Here is a 14,976-nt window from a genome sequence, read left to right as displayed (position 1 = left end):
CTTTTTTAAATCAGTGCGGTTATTGCGTAACGTCAGCACCGAACCATTTTTCAGACAGCGCTTTAAGGCTACCGTCTTTATGCATGGCGTCAATGGCGCTATCCACCGCTTTCAGCAGGTCTTCGTTGCCTTTACGCAGCGCAACGCCGGATTCCTGGCGGGAGAACGCGTCACCGGCAACCGCCAGCGTATTGTTGGTTTTCTTCACCAGATCCAATGCCGCCAGACGATCGACCAGAATGGCCTTAATACGGCCTACGCGCAGATCCTGGTATTTGGTTGGGTCATCATCGTAGGTGCGGATATCCACGCCCTGCACGTTTTGACGCAGCCACTCTTCATAGTTAGTGCCCAGACCCACGCCGACTTTCTTCCCTTTCAGGTCAGCCGCGGTCTTGATGGTGTCTTCACTGCCTTTTTTCACCAGCGCCTGAATACCGGAGATGGTATACGGGGTGGAGAAGTCATATTTCTTCTGGCGTTCCGGCGAAATCGTCACCTGGTTTATCACCACGTCGATACGCTTAGAATCGAGAGAGGCGAGCATACCGTCCCATTTGGTCGGTTTCAGATCGGCTTTTACGCCAAGGTGTTCTGCCAGTTCATTGGCAAACTCCACTTCGAAACCGGTCAGCTTGCCATCTTCGCCCTGGAAACTGAACGGAGGATAGGTGCCTTCCAGCCCGACGCGCAGCGTACCGCGCTCTTTCACCTGGTTTAACAAATTCTCAGCAGCAAACGTTTGAACGCTCGCCCCTGCTACCAGCGCAACGGCCATTACGCCCATCAGCGCCTGACGACCCAGAAACTTCAGCTTCATTATACCCCCGAAAAGCTTCACTTTTTTTGCCAGTGTAAACCGTTCGCCATTAAAGACAAACACCCATGAGATACATCTTATTCCAATTTAATATATATCAGAGGTTTCACAGTCCGCGAAGTTTTGCTCGTCGCTGGGCGCTATCTGGCGATGAAAGCGGAGGTATTTACGCAGTGCAATACGATAATTGTTGGTGCTCACGCTCGGCAACCATTGCTCCAGCTGATCTTCGGCGTGGCGTTCGCGCAACAGCTGGCGCGAAACCTGATGTTCATTGAGGTGGTTTCCCAGCCGTCGCAGACGCACCACATATTCGCGCACCGTTCCGGCGCTCATATCCGTTTGTTCGAGGAGGTATTGTTTAAAACCGATAATGTTGAAGAATGCGCTCTGTTCTTTGCAGTGCAGGTCCCCGCAGAAACGGCACAGGGCTGACCATGCGCCCCGTTCCTGCTGCCACGCGGTGTCATCCATGAGGGTATCCAGACGAGAGATAGCAATTTTATTGACTATCTCCCCCTCACGGACCAGCGTGATGCGATCCAGCAGTTTATGACAATGAGCGCAATGCGTTTGGCTGTGTTTGAAGTCTTTCAGATAGCGGCTTAGTGGCCGTCTTTTTACCTGCATCATCATGATAACTCCGGGTTTTCATTTCATAATGCGGCATTTTGGTCCAACGTGACGTTATTCCAACCTACAACTTACCCAGCTTGATGCGCAGACGCTTAATTGCCTGGCTGTGCAGCTGACTGACGCGCGACTCTCCCACTTCCAGTACGGCGCCAATCTCTTTGAGATTCAGCTCTTCCTGGTAATAGAGGGTGAGCACCAACTTTTCGCGTTCCGGTAAGGCTTCAATGGCCTCCATCACGCGCTGGCGTAAGGAACCTTCCAGCAGTTGATGCAATGGGTTTTCGTGTTGATTCTCTTCCGTCACCAGCTCGATACTGTCGCCGTACTCTTCTCGCCACTCATCGTAGGAGAACAGTTGGCTGTTGTTGGTATCCAGCAGCACCTGACGGTACTCCTCAATCGCGATCCCCAATCGCTGCGCGACTTCGGTTTCCGTCGCATTTCGTCCCAGCTCTTGCTCAAGTTGACCCAGCGCTTGCGCAACTTCACGAGCGTTCCGCCGGACGCTACGCGGCACCCAATCGCGGCTGCGTAGTTCGTCCAGCATCGCCCCACGGATGCGTTGCACTGCGTAAGTGGTAAATGCCGTTCCTTGCAGAGCGTCATAGCGTTCAACAGCATTCAATAAGCCGATACCGCCCGCCTGGAGCAGATCGTCCAGTTCCACGCTCGCTGGCAAACGCACCTGAAGGCGCAGCGCTTCGTGACGCACTAGCGGCACATAGCGTTGCCATAGCGAGTGTTTATCCATTACACCTTCAGCGGTATACATTGAATTCACGATAAACAGCCCTGCATTAATATGAGTTATCGGCACAATTATCCGTTTCTACAGGCGTTTTAATCGATGGAACAGTGGGGAAAAGAGGGGTTTATTTGCGGAGTAAGTGAAATTCGGTTAACAAAAAAACCCCGCCGAAGCGGGGTTGGTCAGGTTGCGGGGGATTAGCCCTGCAGCAGAGACAGAACCTGCTGTGGAACCTGGTTAGCTTTTGCCAGCACGGAGTTACCGGCCTGCTGAATGATCTGCGCTTTAGACATGTTCGACACTTCGGTCGCATAGTCGGCGTCCTGAATACGGGACTGCGCTTCAGACAGGTTGGTAGTGGTGTTGTTCAGGTTGGTGACCGCAGAATCCAGACGGTTCTGGATAGCACCCAAGGAAGAACGGAATTTATCGATGGAGCTGATAGCTGCGTCCAGTGCTTTCAGTGGGTCTTTAGTTACGGTACCTTCACTTGTAGACTCAGTAGTCAGTGTACCATTAGAGCTTACATAAACCTCAGCACCAATTTTTGGTGCATATTTACCAGTGCCAGTTCCTGAGTCAACAGTAACCTTACCATTGTTAGCATCAATAGAGTATTTAGTAGTATATGAATCAACTGTGGTCATTTCGCCATCAGAATCAGTATAGGTTGCTGTTGCTCCTGCAATCGCTGTATTATCTACAGTTTTTGCACTCGCAGTACCATTACCGGCCGCAAACACTGCCTGATATGACTGAACGCCTGATTTATAAGTGATGGTAGCTGAGGTATCACCAGCAGCAGCAGTACCAGTAGCTTGCTTAGCGGTAGCTACTTTGTTCAGAACACTTTCTTTGCTAGCTGTATCAGTGAAAGATACACCGGCGTTGGCAGCAACAACTGGAGCAGTCGTATCAGCACCCGTTTTAAAGTTATAGGTGGTCCCACCCATAGTGATTGATGCAGTCTTATTGATACCAATTGACTGACCATCACCAACTTTTGTGAACAAGGCATCAAGTTTTGCAGCAGTAGCACCACCAGCATTGTTTGTTGTCAGGTTACCATCAGCAGTCAGATAAGCATCCTGGCCGCCGATCGTGATTTTGCCATTTGCATCTACATCAAAGTTAACTTCGCCACTTTCTGCTTTATAAACACCGCTAGACGTTTGCCCAGCAGGTGGCAGCAGGCCAGCAGCAACGCCACCAGCCAATGCTGAGGTGTTATTCGAAGTATTTTCAAACGAGAAGTTACCTGAAGCAGCGTTATAGGTATAAGTTGTTGCAGTCTGTGCAACACCCGCTTTAATAGTAACCGTGTCACCATCTTTCAGCTGGTTCAGAGCTTGAGCTGCAGTTAATGCATTGTTTGTAGTAGTGATGGTGTTGGTTCCCGGGTTCATTTTTGCAGCGGTTAAATCACTGATAGTCGCTGCTTTGTTCGCAATAGTACCGGAACCATTTACGTTAAAGCCATTCAGACCCAAGGTATCAGAGTCAATTTTTTTCAGGTCGATGGAGATAGTCTGACCATCGTTAGCACCAACCTGAATTTTCATGGTGCCGTCTTTCGCCAGAACGTTCACGCCGTTGAACTGGGTCTGACCAGATACGCGGTCAATTTCAGACAGCCGGGATTTGATTTCGTCCTGGATAGAAGAGAGATCAGACTCAGAGTTAGTCCCGGTAGTAGCCTGTACGGTCAGTTCACGTACACGCTGCAAGTTGTTGTTGATTTCTGACAGCGCGCCTTCGGTGGTCTGCGCCAGGGAGATACCGTCGTTGGCGTTACGAGCTGCCTGAGTCAGGCCTTTAATGTTGGAAGTGAAACGGTTAGCAATCGCCTGACCCGCTGCGTCATCCTTCGCGCTGTTGATACGCAAGCCAGAAGACAGACGCTCGATAGAACTGGACAGAGCAGACTGGTTCTTGTTGATGTTGTTCTGAGTGATCAGCGAGAGGCTGTTGGTATTAATGACTTGTGCCATGATTCGTTATCCTATATTTCAAGTCGTTGATTACGTATTGGGTTTTCACCCGTCGGCTCAATCGCCGTCAAACTTGTTATCGTCTGCCGCAAAACAACCTTTAGAATTTTTTTTAGTATTCACGAATTTTTTTAGCCGCCGAATTACTCTTTCCTGTGCCCCTTATTCCGGCCATTAAAAAAAACCGATTAAGCGTAAACTTTGTCGTATTCAGGCCGATAACCCAAATATTCGTTTTACGTGTCGACATATTAAGGAATAAAAATGGCAAGCATTTCTTCATTGGGAATCGGTTCGGGCCTGAAGCTTGGCGACATTCTGGATAGCCTTACCGCAGCAGAAAAAGCCACACTGACACCTATTACAAAACAACAGTCATCTTATACGTCCAAGCTCAGCGCCTATGGCACCATGAAAAGCGCCCTTGAGGCTTTCCAGACCGCCAATACCGCTCTGGGGAAAGCCGATCTCTTTACCGCCACGACCACCGCCAGCAGCAGTACCGCATTCAGCGCCACCACCACCGGGAACGCGATTGCCGGGAAATATACGATTAAAATTACTCAGTTGGCGCAGGCGCAAACCCTGACGTCGACATCAACGCAAAAAGACAGTAAAGCCGCCATCGCCACCAGCGACAGCGTACTGACCATTCAACAAGGTGGTGGCAAGAAGCCGGTCACCATTGATATCAGCGCCGCGAACTCTTCGTTAACCGGTGTTCGTGATGCAATCAACAACGCCAAAGCGGGCGTCAGCGCCAGCGTGATTAACGTTGGCAACGGTGAGTATCGTCTGTCTATTACCTCAAATGACACCGGTAAAGACAACGGTATGACCCTGAGCGTCAGCGGCGACAGCGCTCTGCAAAGCTTTATGGGTTATGACGGCACCGGCGGCGGCATGAAAGAGAGCGTCACCGCGCAAAACGCCGAACTCACCGTCAACAACGTGGCGATTGAAAACAGCAGCAACACCATCAGCGATGCGCTGGAAGATATCACCCTGAACCTGAATGATGTCACCACCGGCAACCAAACGCTGACCATCACCCAGGACAACACCAAAGCGCAGGCCGCCATCAAAGACTGGGTGACCGCCTATAACGCGCTGCAGGATACCTTCAGCAGCCTGACCAAATACACCGCCGTTGACCCAGGTGCAGATGCGCAGAGTACGAGCAATGGCGCGCTGATCGGCGACTCTACCCTGCGCACAATCCAGACCCAGCTGAAGAGCGCCTTGAGCAACACCGCGAGTTCTTCCGCCTTTAAAACGCTGGCGCAGATTGGTATCACCTCCGATCCAAGTACCGGCCAGCTTAAAATCGATGACACCAAACTGACCGCGGCGCTGAAAAAAGATTCCGCCGACGTCGGCCAGCTTATCGTCGGTGACGGTAAAAAGACCGGTATTACCACCAATATTGGCAGCAACCTGACCAGTTGGCTTTCCAGCACCGGGATCATTCAAGCCGCCAAAGATGGCGTCAGCAAAACGCTGAATAAATTGACCAAAGACTACAACGCAGCCAGCGACATCATCGATCAGAAGGTCGCCCGCTACAAAGCGCAGTTTACCCAGTTGGATGTGTTAATGAGCTCGCTGAATAACACCAGCAGCTACTTAACCCAGCAGTTTGAGTCCACCAACAACTCTAAATAATCATCACTATCAGGAGAGACGTCATGTACGGGGCAAAAGGTACGCAGGCCTACGCACAGATTGGAGTAGAAAGCGCGGTCATGAGCGCCAGCCAGCAACAGCTTGTCACTATGCTGTTCGATGGCGCGCTCAGCGCGCTGATTCGCGCCCGCCTGTTTATGCAGGACGGCAATCTACAGGGGAAAGGTCTTTCCCTGTCGAAAGCTATCAATATCATCGAAAATGGTCTGAAGGTTGGCCTTGAAGAAGAGAGCAAAGACGAGCTGACGCAGAATATGATAGCGCTCTACGCCTATATGGTCAGACGTCTTCTGCAGGCCAATTTGCGCAATGATTGCAGCGCGGTTGAAGAGGTCGAAGGCCTTATGCGCAATATCGCCGATGCCTGGAAGGAATCCTTACTTTCGCCCAATTTGATTCAGGACGCCGTCTAATGAGCTACGCACCGCATCTTTATCTCTCGTACCAACAACTGGTTGAAAAAAGCAATATGATGCTGCGGCTTGCCACGGAGGGATTGTGGGACGAACTGATTGCCAGTGAAATGGACTACGTTAATGCGGTGCAGAAAATTGCTCAGTTAACCCAGGACAGTCAGCCCAACGATCCGGTCCAGGAACAGCTCCGTCCGCTGCTGCGTACCGTGCTGGATAATGAAAATACCGTAAAACGTCTGCTGCAGGCACGCATGGACGAGCTGGCTAAACTGGTCGGTCAATCCTCAATCCAGAAAACGGTGATGAACACCTATGGAAATCAGGGTGGCTTCGTACTGGTCCCGCAGGATAATGTTGATCAAAACCACTGAACGGGGATGCTCCGGCCATCCGCGCGCCGGAGCGACATCCGAATTATGGCAGTACCGAGGCCAACGGCGTTTTCGCTAACGCAGCCGCACACTCTACCGTTGGGCGCTCAACACGATGCAGCGTCATGCCATCATACTCCAGCGAATCGCCTTTACGTTCAACCGCATACACGTCCAGCTTGTTAGTGACGTTATACACTTCGTTATCGCGCAGGGTCAGTTTACCCGGGAGCGCAATCACACGCTGCCACTGGCGACAATCCAGCGTATCACCCGCCCGCGTCACCACCAGACTACCCATCGCTTCAGGGCTGACCAGCGCGCGCTGCGGTCCCGTGGTCTGCCAGTAACCGGCCAACCCTTCTGGCGCCGGCGCTTTGACGACGGTTGAGTAATCGGTAATTTGCGCACAGCCCGCCAGCGTCAACAGCGCCGCTACAATGGCTAATTTTTTCATTATCCGTCCTGTTCCGGGAGAAAAATACAGCAACATTATAGCGTTAAACCCCCTACCGTTTCACGGTAATTGACGATATCGACGAGGATTGTGGGGCTGAAGGATGTCTGGAAAATACACAGGAGAATAATGGGGTTGTGCAAAATGAAAGCCGCCCGGATAGACGGACGAGCAAATAGACGTGAGAACTTACGTCTGAACATAGCGGTGGCGACAATCTCGCCACCCGCACAGATTTAGACCTGCATACCCATGACTTCCTGGTACGCGCTAACCAGTTTATTGCGCACCTGAATGCCCATCTGCAGTGAAACTGACGCCTTTTGCAGGTCGGTCATCACATCGTTCAACGCGATACCCGGTTCGCCCAGCGAGAATTTCTCCGCCTGCGTTCTGGCGCTGGTTTGTACCTCGCTCACCCGATCCAATGCCGCGTGCAGCTGGCCGGCAAAACTTATCGTCGGCTGTGTATCCACGCTTTGATTGCGCGCCATCGACGCCGTCGCCTGCAGCTGTGACAGGACGCCCTCAATACCCTGAATCGCCATCTTGACTCCCAGATTGATTTTAACCTGTGAACGAGCTTAGCAGTTTGTCAATAAGATAAAGGCGCTAAATAGCGCTATAAAAATGGGTTATTTGGGCCATCAAAAATCGCAAAGCGTCAAATAATGGCATGGCTGTCTTTATGTGTTCTGACCTGGGAGTCTGCTTTGTTTTCGTTCACGTTTAACGCCATTGATCAGGATCGACGAGGTGCGCAATGAGCGCGAGTGCTACGGCCACACAAAATAAAACCCTTGAATGGGTGAATCGCCTGCGCGCCAATCCAAAAATTCCACTGATGGTGGCAAGCGCCGCTGCGGTGGCCGTTCTCGTGGCCATGGTTCTGTGGGCCAAAGCCCCGGACTACCGCACGCTGTTTAGCAATCTGTCCGACCAGGACGGCGGCGCGATTGTGACTCAACTGACCCAGATGAACGTCCCCTATCGCTTTGCCGATAACGGTGGCGCACTGGAAGTGCCTGCGGATAAAGTTCACGAACTGCGTTTACGTCTGGCTCAGCTCGGTCTGCCGAAAGGCGGCACCGTGGGCTTTGAGCTGTTGGACCAGGAAAAATTCGGCATCAGCCAGTTTAGCGAGCAGGTGAACTACCAGCGCGCGCTGGAAGGTGAACTGTCGCGAACCATCGAAACGCTTGGCCCGGTCAAAAGCGCGCGGGTGCATTTAGCGATGCCAAAACCGTCGCTGTTCGTGCGCGAGCAAAAATCACCGTCAGCGTCGATTACCGTCAACCTCGAACCGGGCCGCGCGCTCGATGAAGGGCAAATTTCCGCCGTGGTGCACCTGGTCTCCAGCGCCGTTGCCGGCCTGCCGCCGGGTAACGTGACACTGGTTGATCAGGGTGGGCATCTGTTGACCCAATCCAATACCAGCGCCCGTGACCTTAATGATGCTCAGCTGAAATATACCGCTGACGTTGAAGGCCGCGTGCAGCGCCGCATCGAAGCCATCCTTGGGCCTATTGTCGGTAACGGCAACGTTCACGCGCAGGTCACTGCGCAGGTTAACTTTGATAATAAAGAACAGACCGATGAGCAGTACCGTCCAAACGGTGACGCCACTCAGGCGGCCATTCGTTCCCGTCAGGTGAGCGAAAGCGATCAGAGCGGTAGCCCGTATCCGGGCGGCGTGCCGGGTGCGCTGTCAAATACTCCAGCGCCCGCGCCGTCAGCGCCGATTGCCAACCCACCGACTAACCAAACGGCGAATCAGGCCGCCAACGGCCAGAATGGCGCCGCACGCACCACCACTACTACCGGCCCGCATAACAGCCAGCGCAGCGAAACCAGCAACTTCGAAGTGGACCGCACTATCATGCATACCAAAAAGAACGTCGGCGATGTCCAGCGTCTTTCGGTGGCCGTGGTAGTCAATTATCGCAATCTGCCGGACGGTAAACCGCTGCCGCTGACCAGCGACCAGATGAAGCAGATTGAAGATTTGACCCGCGAAGCGATGGGCTTCTCCACGACGCGTGGCGATACCCTCAACGTGGTCAACTCACCGTTCACCGATACCGATGAGTCCGGTGGCGAACTGCCGTTCTGGAAACAACAGTCGTTTATCGATCAGCTGATGTCCGCAGGCCGCTGGTTACTGGTCCTGATCGTGGCGTGGCTGCTGTGGCGTAAAGCGATTAAACCGCAGCTGGCGCGCCGTGAGCAGGTTGCTCAAGCCGCCGTTGAACAGAGCAAAGCGCAGCAGGAAATTCAGGAAGCCGTTGAGGTACGCCTGAGTAAAGATGAACAGACACAGCAGCGCCGTGCCAACCAGCGTCTGGGCGCTGAAGTCATGAGCCAGCGTATCCGTGAGATGTCTGATAACGATCCGCGCGTCGTGGCGCTGGTCATTCGCCAATGGATGAATAACGATCATGAGTAATCTTTCCGGAATCGACAAAAGCGTCATTTTGCTGATGACGATTGGCGAAGATCGCGCGGCTGAGGTGTTCAAGCACCTCAGCACCCGCGAAGTGCAGCAGCTCAGTACGGCGATGGCCAACGTCAAGCAGATCTCCAACAAGCAGTTGACCGACGTGCTGGCAGAGTTCGAGCAAGAAGCTGAACAGTTTGCCGCACTGAGCGTCAATGCCAATGAATACCTGCGTTCGGTGCTGGTCAAAGCGCTGGGCGAAGAGCGTGCCTCCAGCCTGCTGGAAGATATTCTCGAAACCCGCGAAACCACCAGCGGCATCGAAACGCTCAACTTTATGGAGCCGCAGAGCGCGGCCGATATTATCCGCGACGAGCATCCGCAGATTATCGCCACCATTCTTGTGCATCTTAAACGCGGCCAGGCGGCCGATATTCTGGCGCTGTTCGATGAACGTCTGCGCCACGACGTGATGCTGCGTATTGCCACTTTCGGCGGCGTACAGCCAGCCGCGCTGGCAGAGCTGACCGAAGTGCTGAACAACCTGCTCGACGGCCAGAACCTCAAGCGCAGCAAAATGGGCGGCGTGAGAACGGCGGCAGAAATTATCAACCTGATGAAAACGCAGCAGGAAGAAGCAGTTATCTCCGCGGTGCGCGAGTTCGACGGCGATCTGGCGCAGAAAATCATCGACGAAATGTTCCTGTTCGAAAACCTGGTCGAAGTCGACGACCGCAGCATCCAACGCCTGCTGCAGGAAGTGGATTCCGAATCGCTGCTTATTGCCCTCAAAGGCTCCGAGCCGCCGCTACGCGAGAAGTTCCTGCGCAATATGTCCCAGCGTGCGGCCGATATTCTGCGCGACGACCTGGCCAACCGTGGGCCGGTGCGTCTGTCTCAGGTGGAGAACGAACAGAAAGCGATTCTGCTTATCGTCCGTCGACTGGCCGAGACCGGCGAGATGGTGATTGGCAGCGGAGACGACACCTATGTCTGATACCACACCGTGGAAAGTCTGGCAGCCTGACGACCTCGCGCCACCGACGGTGGCCGAGTTTACCCCGCTCTCCGTCGATGAACCCGACGGCGAGCCGCAGGAGGAAATTTCTGCCGAACAGCTGCAACAGCAGCAGTTGGCCCAGCTACAGATTCAAGCCCATGAACAGGGCTATCAGGCCGGGCTGCGTGAAGGCCAAGCCGCCGGACAACAGCAAGGTTATCAGGAAGGTCTGGCGCAGGGGCTGGAACAAGGTCTGGTGCAGGCAAAGCAGGAACAGGCGCCGATTCATGCCCGCATGCAACAGCTGGCGAGCGAGTTCCAGCACACCCTGGATACGCTGGACAGCGTTATCGCTTCACGCCTGATGCAGATGGCGCTGGAAGCGGCGCGGCAAATCGTCGGCCAGGTGCCGGTGGTGGATAACACCGCGCTGATTAAACAGATTCAATCGTTGCTGCAACAAGAGCCGCTGTTTACCGGCAAACCGCAGCTGCGGGTGAGCCCGGAAGATTTACCGCGCGTCGAAGAGATGCTTGGTGCAACGCTCAACCTGCACGGTTGGCGGCTGCGCGGCGACCCAACCCTGCATCCCGGCGGCTGTAAAGTCTCCGCCGATGAAGGCGATCTTGACGCCAGCGTGGCTACCCGCTGGCAGGAACTGTGCCGCCTGGCGGCACCGGGAGCCTGCTGATGACCGTCCGTCTGACCCGCTGGCTCAACACGTTAGACAACTTTGAAGCACGCATCGCACAGCTTCCCGCCGTACGCCGCTACGGCCGGTTGGTCCGCGCCACCGGGCTGCTTCTGGAGGCCACCGGCCTACAGCTGCCGCTGGGGGCAACCTGCATTATCGAACGTCAGCAGGGCACAGAGACTCAGGAAGTTGAGAGCGAAGTGGTGGGTTTTAACGGCCAGCGCCTGTTTTTAATGCCGCTGGAAGAGGTCGAAGGGATCCTGCCCGGCGCGCGCGTTTATGCACGCAATATCGCCGGTGAAGGTTTGCAAAGCGGCAAACAGCTGCCGCTCGGCCCGGCGCTGCTTGGGCGCGTCCTGGACGGCAGCGGTAAACCGCTGGACGGCCTCCCTGCTCCCGACACCACCGAAACCGGCGCGCTGATCACCCAGCCGTTTAACCCGCTACAACGAACGCCTATCGAGCACGTGCTGGATACCGGCGTACGGCCGATCAACGCCCTGCTCACCGTGGGTCGCGGCCAGCGTATGGGGCTGTTCGCCGGTTCCGGCGTCGGTAAGAGCGTGCTGCTCGGCATGATGGCGCGCTATACCCGCGCCGACGTAATTGTCGTCGGGCTTATCGGTGAACGTGGCCGCGAAGTCAAAGATTTTATCGAGAACATTCTCGGCACCGAAGGGCGCGCCCGTTCGGTGGTGATCGCCGCACCGGCTGATGTTTCGCCGCTGCTGCGCATGCAGGGTGCCGCCTACGCCACCCGCGTGGCGGAAGATTTCCGCGACCGAGGTCAACACGTGCTGTTGATTATGGACTCCCTCACCCGCTATGCGATGGCGCAGCGTGAAATCGCCCTGGCTATCGGTGAGCCTCCGGCAACCAAAGGTTATCCGCCGTCGGTCTTCGCCAAGCTGCCTGCTCTGGTAGAACGCGCCGGTAACGGCATCAGCGGTGGTGGCTCCATCACCGCGTTTTATACGGTGCTGACCGAAGGCGATGACCAGCAGGACCCGATTGCCGACTCCGCGCGCGCCATTCTCGACGGCCACATCGTACTGTCGCGACGGCTGGCGGAAGCCGGTCACTATCCGGCCATTGATATCGAAGCGTCGATAAGCCGTGCAATGACCGCGCTCATAAGCGAAGAGCACTACGCGAAGGTCCGGCACTTTAAACAACTGCTCTCCAGCTTCCAGCGTAACCGTGACCTGATAAGCGTCGGCGCCTATGCCAAAGGCAGCGATCCGATGCTCGACAAGGCCATTACGCTGTGGCCGCAGCTGGAGGCGTTTTTGCAGCAAGGCATTCTTGAAAAAGCAGACTGGGAATCGTCAATCCTGAATCTGGAAATGATTTTCCCAACGTCGTTACCCTAAATAATTCGAGTGACATGAAGGCGGCAAGAGAGTGAATCCCCTAGAGCTGACTGAAGTCAGTGACTGGGGTGTACGAACGCAGCCAACACACATGCCACTCGAAGTATGACGGGTAGAGTGAAGCAAGAGGATCACAAACATGGCGCAGCATGGTGCATTAGCAACGCTAAAAGAACTGGCAGAAACCGATGTCGACAACGCCGCCCTGGTACTGGGCGAGATGCGGCGCGGCTGCCAGCAGGCGGAAGAACAGCTGAAAATGTTGATGGACTACCAGCTTGAATACCAGAACAACCTGAACAACGACATGAGTCAGGGGATAGCCAGCCTACGCTGGCAAAACTACCAGCAGTTTATCCAGACGCTTGAGAAAGCCATTGACCAACACCGCCAGCAGTTAATCCAGTGGAATAACAAGGTGGAACAGGCGCTGACTTTCTGGCGAGAGAAAAAACAGCGTTTGCAGGCATGGCAAACGCTACAGGACAGGCAGGCCTCCGCAGAGCTGTTGGCGGAAAACCGCCTTGACCAGAAGAAGATGGATGAGTTTGCCCAACGCGCTACCTTGAGGAAACCCGAATGATCACTCTGCCTAATCTTGTTGTCAGCGATGCAACCCTTCCCGGCGCGGATGCTGCGGCGAAAACCGCGGGCAGCCCTGAGGATTTTCTGGCACTCCTGACGGGGGCGTTAAGCCAACTTCCTGGCGTCAGCGCGGAAAAAGCCACCTTACCGGCAAGCGATGAGGTCGACTCGACGCGTTCGCTGAAAACCCAGGGCCAATCTCTCACCCAATGGTTAATGCAGCAAGACGCTGCCAGCGCGACGGCCGATATTGATGTCGCGACGCCGGTGGATGCGCAGACGCTGCTGAGCTCATTAGCCGCCCACCTTAAAAGTGAGCTGACGGCGGGCAAAGAGAGCGTTTCAACGTCGGACAGCGATGATAAAGCGGCGGACAGTAAACTCAGCGACGAGGAATTGAAAAGCCTCAGCGCGTTAATGGCCATGCTGCCAGCCACGCCGCAAATTCAGCAGGTTGCCAGCACAACCACGCCAACGGCGGCAAGCGAGACGCTCAACACCCTGAGCTCGTCGCTAAACCGCGGCGGCGGTAAAGCGGAAGGCTTTGTCGATGTGAAAGGCACGCCTGCGTCACAACCACAGACCGAAGCTCGCGCCCTGCCCGCAGATTCCGCCTTTGTGATCCCTGCACAAAAGGCAGAAGCAGAAAGCGCCCCAAGCCCGGCGGCACCAACCTCCACGCTGACCCCGGTCGCCGCGCAAACCGTCACGCCAGCGGCCGCGTCTGCCGCAGCCGCCACCGCGAACATCCATGCACAGCTTGGTACGCCGGACTGGCAGCAAAACGTCAGCCAGCACATCACGCTGTTCACTCGTCAGGGTCAGCAGACCGCCGAACTGCGTCTGCACCCCGAGGCCTTAGGTCAGGTGCACATCACGCTGAAAGTGGAAGATAACCTTGCGCAGATCCAGATGATGTCACCGCACAGCCACGTACGCGCCGCGCTGGAGGCTGCACTCCCGATGCTGCGCAGCCAGCTTGAGGATAACGGTATTCAACTGGGGCAGAGCAATATCAGCAGCGACGGTTTTGCCGGTCAGCAGCAACAGTCCTCATCCCAGCAGTCTTTCGCCTCGCGCGGCAACACGAGTGCCGCTGACGGCCAGGAAGATGGCGATGTGCTGGCCGTCCCTGCCGCGCTGCAATCCGCCGCCCGCGGCGACAACGCAGTAGACATCTTTGCTTAAACGCCCGAGGTAACATGATTATTCCCGTCTTTTCCACGCTTTGACCCGCGCGGGAGGCGGGATAATCATCTGATAAGCAGTACTAAAAGGAAGACCGTTTCAGATGACTGACACCGCAATCACTAAAAAGAGCAAACGCTCTATCTGGATCCCGCTACTGGTGCTGGTAACGCTTGCCGCCTGCGCCACCGCGGGCTACAGCTACTGGCGTTTTGAAAATAAGACCGCTGAAGCCGCGCCAAAAGAAGCCCCACCGCCGGCCGCACCGGTCTTTTTCCCGCTGGATACCTTTACGGTTAACCTGGGCGATGCCGATCGCGTGCTCTACGTGGGTGTGACCCTGCGGATGAAGGGCGAAGCCGACCGTGCGCGTTTGAACGACTATCTGCCGGAAGTGCGTAGCCGGATGCTTCTGCTGCTGTCGCGCCAGGATGCAACCAAGCTCGCCACCGACGAGGGTAAAAAACAGCTCGCCGCCGATATCAAAGCGACATTGAGCGCACCGCTGATTGCCAATCAGCCTAAACAGGACATTACCGACGTTCTGTACACCGCCTTTATTCTGCGATAGCGC

General features: G+C 55.0%; 16 protein-coding genes. 10 read left to right on the top strand and 6 right to left on the bottom strand.

Annotated elements, in window-relative coordinates; all coding sequences use genetic code 11:
• Positions 1-19: 19 nt before the first annotated feature.
• From tcyJ to LZ634_RS17445, 4 genes are all read right to left on the bottom strand, one after another.
• Positions 20-820, bottom strand: coding sequence for a cystine ABC transporter substrate-binding protein (gene tcyJ / locus LZ634_RS17460; RefSeq protein ID WP_234507500.1), 801 nt, complete (start codon positions 818-820; stop codon positions 20-22).
• An 87-nt stretch (positions 821-907) separates the two neighbouring features.
• Entirely contained in the window at positions 908-1,459 is a 552-nt protein-coding gene (fliZ, locus tag LZ634_RS17455) for a flagella biosynthesis regulatory protein FliZ (protein ID WP_234507548.1), read from the bottom strand.
• Positions 1,460-1,517: 58 nt separating this feature from the next.
• The gene (locus LZ634_RS17450) at positions 1,518-2,237 is read right to left on the bottom strand and encodes an RNA polymerase sigma factor FliA (protein ID WP_052283601.1); all 720 of its coding nucleotides are present in this window, start codon (positions 2,235-2,237) and stop codon (positions 1,518-1,520) included.
• Between the two features lie 164 nt (positions 2,238-2,401).
• The gene (locus LZ634_RS17445) at positions 2,402-4,195 is read right to left on the bottom strand and encodes a FliC/FljB family flagellin (protein ID WP_234507498.1); all 1,794 of its coding nucleotides are present in this window, start codon (positions 4,193-4,195) and stop codon (positions 2,402-2,404) included.
• Positions 4,196-4,459: 264 nt separating this feature from the next.
• Here LZ634_RS17445 and fliD point away from each other — a divergent pair, with 264 nt between their 5' ends.
• From fliD to fliT, 3 genes are read left to right on the top strand one after another with little or no spacing between them, the layout of a single operon-like run.
• Positions 4,460-5,860: a flagellar filament capping protein FliD gene (fliD, locus tag LZ634_RS17440; protein ID WP_234507495.1), complete on the top strand. Its 1,401-nt coding sequence runs from the start codon at positions 4,460-4,462 to the stop codon at positions 5,858-5,860.
• A 23-nt stretch (positions 5,861-5,883) separates the two neighbouring features.
• Positions 5,884-6,294, top strand: coding sequence for a flagellar export chaperone FliS (fliS, locus tag LZ634_RS17435; protein WP_234507493.1), 411 nt, complete (start codon positions 5,884-5,886; stop codon positions 6,292-6,294).
• Positions 6,294-6,668 carry a flagella biosynthesis regulatory protein FliT gene (gene fliT, locus LZ634_RS17430; protein ID WP_234507491.1) on the top strand — a complete coding sequence of 125 codons (375 nt, stop codon included), beginning with the start codon at positions 6,294-6,296 and terminating at the stop codon, positions 6,666-6,668. Before fliS ends, fliT begins: the two co-directional genes overlap by 1 nt.
• A 43-nt stretch (positions 6,669-6,711) precedes the next feature.
• On the opposite strand, the gene yedD is transcribed toward fliT, so the two are convergent.
• A complete protein-coding gene (yedD, locus tag LZ634_RS17425) occupies positions 6,712-7,125 on the bottom strand; it encodes a lipoprotein YedD (RefSeq protein ID WP_234507490.1) in 414 nt (137 codons plus the stop codon).
• Between the two features lie 236 nt (positions 7,126-7,361).
• On the bottom strand, positions 7,362-7,673 hold the full coding sequence (gene fliE / locus LZ634_RS17420; RefSeq protein WP_234507487.1) for a flagellar hook-basal body complex protein FliE: 312 nt from the start codon (positions 7,671-7,673) through the stop codon (positions 7,362-7,364).
• Between the two features lie 215 nt (positions 7,674-7,888).
• On the opposite strand from fliE, the gene fliF reads away from it, so the two are divergent.
• The 7 genes from fliF to fliL all read left to right on the top strand — a co-directional run bounded on the left by fliF (position 7,889) and on the right by fliL (position 14,973).
• On the top strand, positions 7,889-9,571 hold the full coding sequence (gene fliF, locus LZ634_RS17415) for a flagellar basal-body MS-ring/collar protein FliF (protein ID WP_234507485.1): 1,683 nt from the start codon (positions 7,889-7,891) through the stop codon (positions 9,569-9,571).
• Positions 9,564-10,559, top strand: coding sequence for a flagellar motor switch protein FliG (fliG, locus tag LZ634_RS17410; protein ID WP_061279218.1), 996 nt, complete (start codon positions 9,564-9,566; stop codon positions 10,557-10,559). Before fliF ends, fliG begins: the two co-directional genes overlap by 8 nt.
• Positions 10,552-11,253 carry a flagellar assembly protein FliH gene (gene fliH / locus LZ634_RS17405; protein WP_234507483.1) on the top strand — a complete coding sequence of 234 codons (702 nt, stop codon included), beginning with the start codon at positions 10,552-10,554 and terminating at the stop codon, positions 11,251-11,253. The genes fliG and fliH overlap by 8 nt, the downstream gene beginning before the upstream one ends.
• Complete coding sequence (gene fliI / locus LZ634_RS17400; RefSeq protein ID WP_234507481.1) at positions 11,253-12,629, top strand: flagellar protein export ATPase FliI; 1,377 nt, start codon at positions 11,253-11,255, stop codon at positions 12,627-12,629. Before fliH ends, fliI begins: the two co-directional genes overlap by 1 nt.
• 139 nt (positions 12,630-12,768) lie before the next feature.
• Entirely contained in the window at positions 12,769-13,212 is a 444-nt protein-coding gene (gene fliJ, locus LZ634_RS17395) for a flagellar export protein FliJ (RefSeq protein ID WP_052283531.1), read from the top strand.
• Positions 13,209-14,402, top strand: coding sequence for a flagellar hook-length control protein FliK (locus LZ634_RS17390; RefSeq protein ID WP_234507479.1), 1,194 nt, complete (start codon positions 13,209-13,211; stop codon positions 14,400-14,402). The genes fliJ and LZ634_RS17390 overlap by 4 nt, the downstream gene beginning before the upstream one ends.
• A 103-nt stretch (positions 14,403-14,505) precedes the next feature.
• On the top strand, positions 14,506-14,973 hold the full coding sequence (gene fliL, locus LZ634_RS17385; protein WP_234507477.1) for a flagellar basal body-associated protein FliL: 468 nt from the start codon (positions 14,506-14,508) through the stop codon (positions 14,971-14,973).
• The last annotated feature ends 3 nt before the right edge of the window (positions 14,974-14,976 follow it).

The organism is Kluyvera intermedia (assembly GCF_021440345.1).
GTDB lineage: Bacteria > Pseudomonadota > Gammaproteobacteria > Enterobacterales > Enterobacteriaceae > Kluyvera > Kluyvera intermedia_A.
This window is presented reverse-complemented; position numbering and strand designations above follow the sequence as displayed.

Coding starts and splice junctions, on each gene's coding strand:
- tcyJ (WP_234507500.1), bottom strand. CDS start 820: ATGAAGCTGAAGTTTCTGGGTCGTCAGGCGCTGATGGGCGTAATGGCC.
- LZ634_RS17445 (WP_234507498.1), bottom strand. CDS start 4,195: ATGGCACAAGTCATTAATACCAACAGCCTCTCGCTGATCACTCAGAAC.
- fliD (WP_234507495.1), top strand. CDS start 4,460: ATGGCAAGCATTTCTTCATTGGGAATCGGTTCGGGCCTGAAGCTTGGC.
- fliS (WP_234507493.1), top strand. CDS start 5,884: ATGTACGGGGCAAAAGGTACGCAGGCCTACGCACAGATTGGAGTAGAA.
- fliT (WP_234507491.1), top strand. CDS start 6,294: ATGAGCTACGCACCGCATCTTTATCTCTCGTACCAACAACTGGTTGAA.
- yedD (WP_234507490.1), bottom strand. CDS start 7,125: ATGAAAAAATTAGCCATTGTAGCGGCGCTGTTGACGCTGGCGGGCTGT.
- fliE (WP_234507487.1), bottom strand. CDS start 7,673: ATGGCGATTCAGGGTATTGAGGGCGTCCTGTCACAGCTGCAGGCGACG.
- fliF (WP_234507485.1), top strand. CDS start 7,889: ATGAGCGCGAGTGCTACGGCCACACAAAATAAAACCCTTGAATGGGTG.
- fliG (WP_061279218.1), top strand. CDS start 9,564: ATGAGTAATCTTTCCGGAATCGACAAAAGCGTCATTTTGCTGATGACG.
- fliH (WP_234507483.1), top strand. CDS start 10,552: ATGTCTGATACCACACCGTGGAAAGTCTGGCAGCCTGACGACCTCGCG.
- fliI (WP_234507481.1), top strand. CDS start 11,253: ATGACCGTCCGTCTGACCCGCTGGCTCAACACGTTAGACAACTTTGAA.
- fliJ (WP_052283531.1), top strand. CDS start 12,769: ATGGCGCAGCATGGTGCATTAGCAACGCTAAAAGAACTGGCAGAAACC.
- LZ634_RS17390 (WP_234507479.1), top strand. CDS start 13,209: ATGATCACTCTGCCTAATCTTGTTGTCAGCGATGCAACCCTTCCCGGC.
- fliL (WP_234507477.1), top strand. CDS start 14,506: ATGACTGACACCGCAATCACTAAAAAGAGCAAACGCTCTATCTGGATC.